The organism is Sphingobium phenoxybenzoativorans (genome assembly GCF_001757355.1).
Lineage (GTDB): Bacteria > Pseudomonadota > Alphaproteobacteria > Sphingomonadales > Sphingomonadaceae > Sphingobium > Sphingobium phenoxybenzoativorans.
Genome location: NZ_MINO01000131.1, coordinates 1 through 5,361 on the forward strand (window position 1 = coordinate 1; position 5,361 = coordinate 5,361).

Annotated in this window: 5 protein-coding genes and 1 pseudogene; 3 read left to right on the forward strand and 3 right to left on the reverse strand. The window is 64.3% G+C overall.

Annotated features, from left to right (window positions below; translation table 11 throughout):
- Together BHQ40_RS23875 and BHQ40_RS23880 are read right to left on the reverse strand one after the other, a co-directional pair.
- A pseudogene (locus tag BHQ40_RS23875) lies at positions 1 to 308 on the reverse strand (hypothetical protein); the annotation flags it as partial.
- Positions 309 to 340: 32 nt separating this feature from the next.
- Entirely contained in the window at positions 341 to 2,425 is a 2,085-nt protein-coding gene (locus BHQ40_RS23880) for a TonB-dependent receptor domain-containing protein (RefSeq protein ID WP_070158209.1), read from the reverse strand.
- A 131-nt stretch (positions 2,426 to 2,556) separates the two neighbouring features.
- Here BHQ40_RS23880 and BHQ40_RS23885 point away from each other — a divergent pair, with 131 nt between their 5' ends.
- Both BHQ40_RS23885 and BHQ40_RS23890 read left to right on the forward strand, forming a co-directional pair.
- Positions 2,557 to 3,345: a DUF4198 domain-containing protein gene (locus tag BHQ40_RS23885; RefSeq protein WP_253183463.1), complete on the forward strand. Its 789-nt coding sequence runs from the start codon at positions 2,557 to 2,559 to the stop codon at positions 3,343 to 3,345.
- A gap of 43 nt (positions 3,346 to 3,388) precedes the next feature.
- Positions 3,389 to 3,886: an EF-hand domain-containing protein gene (locus BHQ40_RS23890; protein ID WP_070158211.1), complete on the forward strand. Its 498-nt coding sequence runs from the start codon at positions 3,389 to 3,391 to the stop codon at positions 3,884 to 3,886.
- A gap of 277 nt (positions 3,887 to 4,163) precedes the next feature.
- Here the strand turns inward: BHQ40_RS23890 and BHQ40_RS26410 are convergent, their stop codons facing one another.
- Entirely contained in the window at positions 4,164 to 4,313 is a 150-nt protein-coding gene (locus tag BHQ40_RS26410) for a hypothetical protein (RefSeq protein WP_171905950.1), read from the reverse strand.
- Positions 4,314 to 4,412: 99 nt separating this feature from the next.
- On the opposite strand from BHQ40_RS26410, the gene BHQ40_RS23895 reads away from it, so the two are divergent.
- Positions 4,413 to 5,361: FAD/NAD(P)-binding protein (locus tag BHQ40_RS23895; RefSeq protein ID WP_083277131.1), on the forward strand; the 949-nt coding region annotated here is incomplete at its 3' end.

The window sequence follows — 5,361 nt, forward strand, 5'->3', positions numbered from 1 at the left end:
ATCGTGAGGACGGGGACTACCGGCTGCGCCAGCGGCCTGGCGGCGGAAACAGGCGCAGGGTCGGGCGGTGGCGGCGCGGGTGACGGCGGCGTGCTGGGCGCGGCCGCCTCCGCTTCCTCTTTACCGTCCTCCACGCCCTTCAGCACGGCGAGGTCCATGACGGTGAGCGCGGGCGATTCCAGCCGGGGGCTGCTGCGGCCCATCCCCAGGTTCAGCAGCGCCCCGATCAGAAGGGCGTTGACCAGCAGCGACGCCGCCGCTGGCAATCCCTTTGGAACCGGCAGGCCCCGTGGAACCGGCAGGCCCATTGGAAATGGATGCGCCGCGCGCTCCATCGCCCTTAGAAAGTGTTCGCCACGGTGAATTTGAAGCTCTGCCCCTCGGCGGCCAGCGAGGAGAGGTGGCGGCGATATTGCTTGTCGAACACATTGTCGACGGCGATGCGAAACTCGAATCCCTTGGCCGGGCCGCTCTGCGGCTTGAAGGCGAAGAACAGGTTGTGGATCGTATAGCCCGGCGTCGCCACGCCGGAACCGAGCGAGGGGAAGCTGCCCGGCGTCACCTTGTCCTGCCGTTCGGCGAACTCGCCGGTCCAGCCGCCCGACAGGCCGGTGCCCGCATCGGCATAGCCCAGCGTCAGGCGGTAATCGTTGGCCGGAATGGTGTTGAGATAATTACCCGTCAGCCGGTTCTTGCCGTCGATGAAGGACATGTTGCCGCGGGCGTAGAAGCCGCCAATGCCATATTCCGCCTCAACCTCCAGCCCCTTGAAGCGCGAACGGTTGATGTTCTGGAAATAGGGCGTGCCGGTGGGCGCGGAGACGTTGACGATCAGGTCCTTCACATCATTCTGGAACAGCGTCGTCTTGGCGCGGAAGCGGTCGCCCTTGCCCAGCGCATCGTCGAAGGAGAGGGTGAAGCCGGCTTCATAATTGTCGGATTTTTCCGGACGCAGGTTCGGGTTATTCGGGCGCGTGGCGCTGCGGGTGAAAATCTCGTCGATATTGGGCATGCGCACCGTGCGCGCCACCGACCCGAAAACGCCGAACCAGGGCGTGAGATTGTAGAGCGCGGCAAGCTTGGGCGAAACGCCGCTGTCCTTCACCTTCTGGGTCAGCACCGTGCCGCCCACCACAGTCGCGCCCGGCGTCAGGTCATTCCAGTCGATGCGGACGCCCGGCATGATCGTCAGCTTGTCGGACCAGACGATTTCCAACTGACCGAACAGGCCATAGCGGGTCATTTCGCCTTCGGGATGGGTGCCAGCGCCCGGCGTCACCACGCCGGTCAGCGACACGCGCGGATTGCGGCGCTTCTGCTCGCTCCACTGGCCGCCGACGATCAGGAAGGTTTTCCAGTCGCCGCCCAGGTCGAACTCGCTGGTGTTCTGGACCTTGCCCTGCCAGCTTTCATAGGAAAAGTCGGAATAGGCGAGCGGGCCGAGGAATGTCGTCTCGGTCTGGTGGACTTCCGACAGCGAATAGGCGACCTGCGCCTCGACATTGAACAGCTTGCTGCCGTCAAAGTCGTTTTCATACCCCAGCACCGCCGTCTTGTCGTGGACGCGGCGGCGCATCAGCGAATTGCCGGTCGAGGCGGAGACCTGATCATAGACCTGCGGCGCGTCGCTGATCCAATCCTGATAGGAGGCCCAGATGGCGTGCTTTTTATTGCCGCCGATGGAAACCCGACCCTTGACCAGCCAGCTATCGGACTCGGTCGCCGATGCCGGGACGGTGGCGCCATTGCCGCTCTTATAATCGTCCGTCCGGCGGTAATTATAGCTGCCGAGCAGTTCGACGCCCTCGACCGGCTGGGCCGCGACGATGCCGGACAGGGTGTGCGCCTGCGCATTGGTTTCCGTCGCGCCCTTCAGCCGGACGGCGATCGGGTCGCCATCCTTCAGGAAGTCCGATGCGTCCTTGGTCGTGAAGTTGATCACGCCCGCCAGCGCGCCCGCGCCGTAAAGCGTCGAGGAAGCGGGACCCCGCAGCACCTCGACCCGCTTGTAAAGCTCCGGCTCGCTGAAGAAGGCGCCCATGCGATATTGTTCGTAGAATTTCGTCACGCCATCGACGGTCATCAGGATGCGGTTGTCGGAATCGCCGATCGCCGTGCCCATACCGCGAATGTTGAAGCCCTGCCCCAACTGGCCGACGCCGCCCTGGATGTTCACGCCCGGCATGCCCTCCAGCAGGTCGCCGATGGTGGTCGCCTGGGTCTGATCGATATCCTCCTGATCCATGGCGGTGACGGCCTGGGGCGTGTCGATCGCGACCTTTTCCGTGCCTGCGGAAATCACCAGACGGTCGAGCGCGAGGCGCGTGGTCACGCCTTCATCCGCGCCACTGTCCTGCGCCAGCGCCGGAGCGGGCAGCGCCAGCAGTGCGGTTCCGATGTGCAGCAGCGTTCTGGTCTTGATCATGGTCATTAGCCCCCGTGATGTCCTGGGGAGGCGTGGCCATCCCCGAATGCGCCATGCACCTAACGCGAAAAAACAGGATTGCAAGTGATTCTCAATAGCTATAAATGGCGGCGTAGCGAAAGGGGTTTATCGTGACTTTGCATCGAATCCGCGCCGCCGCCGTCCTTCTCGCTCTGGCTGGCGGCACCGCCGCGCAGGCGCATATGCCCTATGTGCTGCCGACGCTGTTCGACGTCGGCAAGGGCGATCACATCACTGTCCAGTCCGCCTTTACCGAGGACGCCTTCCTGCCGGAGGTCGCCATGCGCGACGCGCCATTCCATCTGGTGGGACCGGATGGAAAGGACCTGCCCGCCGGGCCGGTCACGCATTTGCGCGACCTGTCGATCTTCGAAGCGAACATCCCGGTCGACGGCACCTATCGCGTTACCACCGGCCAGCGCGCCGGGCGGAAGGGCAAGATGTTCAAGATTGGCGACAAGTGGGAGATGCGCGGCGAGGACGGGCAACCCCCGGCGGGGGCGCAGCAGGTCGATGTCCAGAGCATGACGCTGGCCGAAGCCTATGTGACGCGCGGCCAGCCGACGGAGGCGGCGCTGAAGCCGGTTGGCAAGGCGCTGGAGATCCAGGCGATCACCCATCCCAACGGCATTTCAGCCGGTTCGGACGCGGCCTTTGTCCTGCTGTTCGACGGCAAGCCGCTGGCAGGCGCGGAGCTGACCCTGTTCCGCAGCGCGGGCTATTATGACGGGCGCAAGGTCGCCGCCCAGATCAAGAGCGATGCGAACGGAAAATTCAGCGTGAAGCCGGAGGATGCAGGCACCTATCTGATCCTGGTGCGGCATCGCGGCGCGGCCCCGGCGGGATCGGAAACGCCCTATCGCAGCTATACCTATACGCTGACCTTCGATGCGGCCTGACCTGCGCGACATTCTGCACGATTGCGCATTTTTGGAGAAAGACATGAAATATACGATCGTCCTGGCCGCGCTTCTGACGGCCGCCACAGGGTCTGCCATCGCGGCCCCGCACGAAGGCAGCGCCTTCATCCATGACTATGACACCGACCATGACGGCAAGGTCACGCGCGCCGAGTTCGACGCAGTGCGGGTGGCGCGCTTCAAGGCGACGGACGCCAACGCCGACGGCTGGGTATCCGAGGATGAATATGTCGGGGAATATAGCGCCAGGCTGGAACAGCAACTGGCTGCATCCGAACTGACCGAGCCGAAGAAGGTCGAGGAGCGGCAGCGCCAGATCCGTCAGGCGCATGTCCGCTTCGGCGTGCTCGACAAGGACAAGGACCAGAAGATGGTCCAGGCCGAATATGACGCATCCGGCGCGCGCGCCTTCGCCGAGCAGGATAATGACAAGGATGGCACGGTGACGCAGGCCGATGCCGCCGCCACCGCCGCGCGCTATCTCGCCGCTCGCGAGAAGGCGGATAAAGCCGATAAATAAATGGAAAGATTGGGGGGCGGCTGGACAGGCCCGCCCCTCCGTCCAACGAAATTATGCGTGAGAGGCGCGCCGTTCAGATGGGGCCGCCTCGCTCCACACCACTGCCAAGCTATGGCCCTGCACAAATTGCATAGGGGAATGGGAAATTAAAAAGGACGGCATATGCCGCCTCCATCCCCATCCCTTATCGACGCGCCGGCTTCAGGCTCGTTCCCTTTATCAGCGCCGCGCGCGAAACCTTCCGCCCAATTCGAACAAGATTTGCCGCGACTCTATGTCAGCGGCCGCCCGTGGCGTCCCGTGCGGCATCGCCCTGTGCGCCCGGCGCGCGCTCAAACAGCACGACCATGGGATCGCGCAGAAATTCGCGCTTTGCCGCATCCCGCAGCCCGGCCAGCCTGTGCCCGAAACGCTTCATCCAGGACATCCGTCTTCCCCATAGAATCATTTACTGTTTTATCTATCATCGAAGTAGAGATAAGTCAGCTAAACAATTTTTGCGGGATTGATTAGAAATGTTTGACCGGTGCTGAGAACGTCGCACCTCGTGATTGTCGGCGGCGGCTTCAGCGGCACGCTGATGGCGATAAATCTGCTGCGTTATGGATCGTTGCGGGTTTCGCTGGTCGAGCGCCATCCCGCGCGGCTGGCGAAGGGGGTCGCGTTCGGCAGCGCGCAGGACGGCCATATCCTGAACGTGCGGGCCAGCAATATGAGTGCGCTGCCCGATCAACCCGCCCATTTCACCGACTGGCTGGAGGGCCGCGCCAAAGGGTCAGGCGGCAGCTTCGCCACGCGGCGGGACTATGGCGCCTATCTGGCGGGCCTGCTGGATGAAGCGCGGCAGGCGGCGGGCGACCGGTTTCAGATATTCGCTGATCAGGCCGTCGACCTGACCATGGCGGATGACGGATGCACGGTGGCGCTCGCGTCCGGCGAGTCCATCGCCGCCGACAGCGTCGTGCTGGCGCCGGGCAACCTGCCGCCGCATGATCTGCCGCCTTTCCAGCATCTTGCCCCGCCCCGCTATATTTCCGAACCCTGGTCCGCAGAGATTGCGCAAGGGTTGGGCGCGGATGACTTGGTTCTGCTGCTGGGGAGCGGCCTAACCGCCGTGGATTGCGCGCAGACATTGAAATCCGCGGGATTTACCGGGCGCATCATTGCCCTGTCCCGCCGCGGGCTGCTGCCGCGCGTGCATGCGGCGGCCGCGCCCTTCACGCCCCGCACCGAGCGCCCGGCCAGAGGCTGCATCGCCCTGATCAGGGACGTGCGCGCCCGCGCGGAGCAGGTGGGCTGGCGCAACGCCGTCGATGAATTGCGGCCCTTCACCCAGGATATGTGGCGGGCGGCGCGCCCGGCCGATCGCGCGCAGTTCCTGCGCCACCTGCGGCCCTATTGGGATGTGCATCGCCACAGGGTCGCCCCGCAGGTGGCGGCGATCATGGAGGAGGCGCAGTTCGAGGCGCATGCGG

Coding starts and splice junctions, on each gene's coding strand:
- BHQ40_RS23880 (WP_070158209.1), bottom strand. CDS start 2,425: ATGATCAAGACCAGAACGCTGCTGCACATCGGAACCGCACTGCTGGCG.
- BHQ40_RS26410 (WP_171905950.1), bottom strand. CDS start 4,313: ATGTCCTGGATGAAGCGTTTCGGGCACAGGCTGGCCGGGCTGCGGGAT.
- BHQ40_RS23890 (WP_070158211.1), top strand. CDS start 3,389: ATGAAATATACGATCGTCCTGGCCGCGCTTCTGACGGCCGCCACAGGG.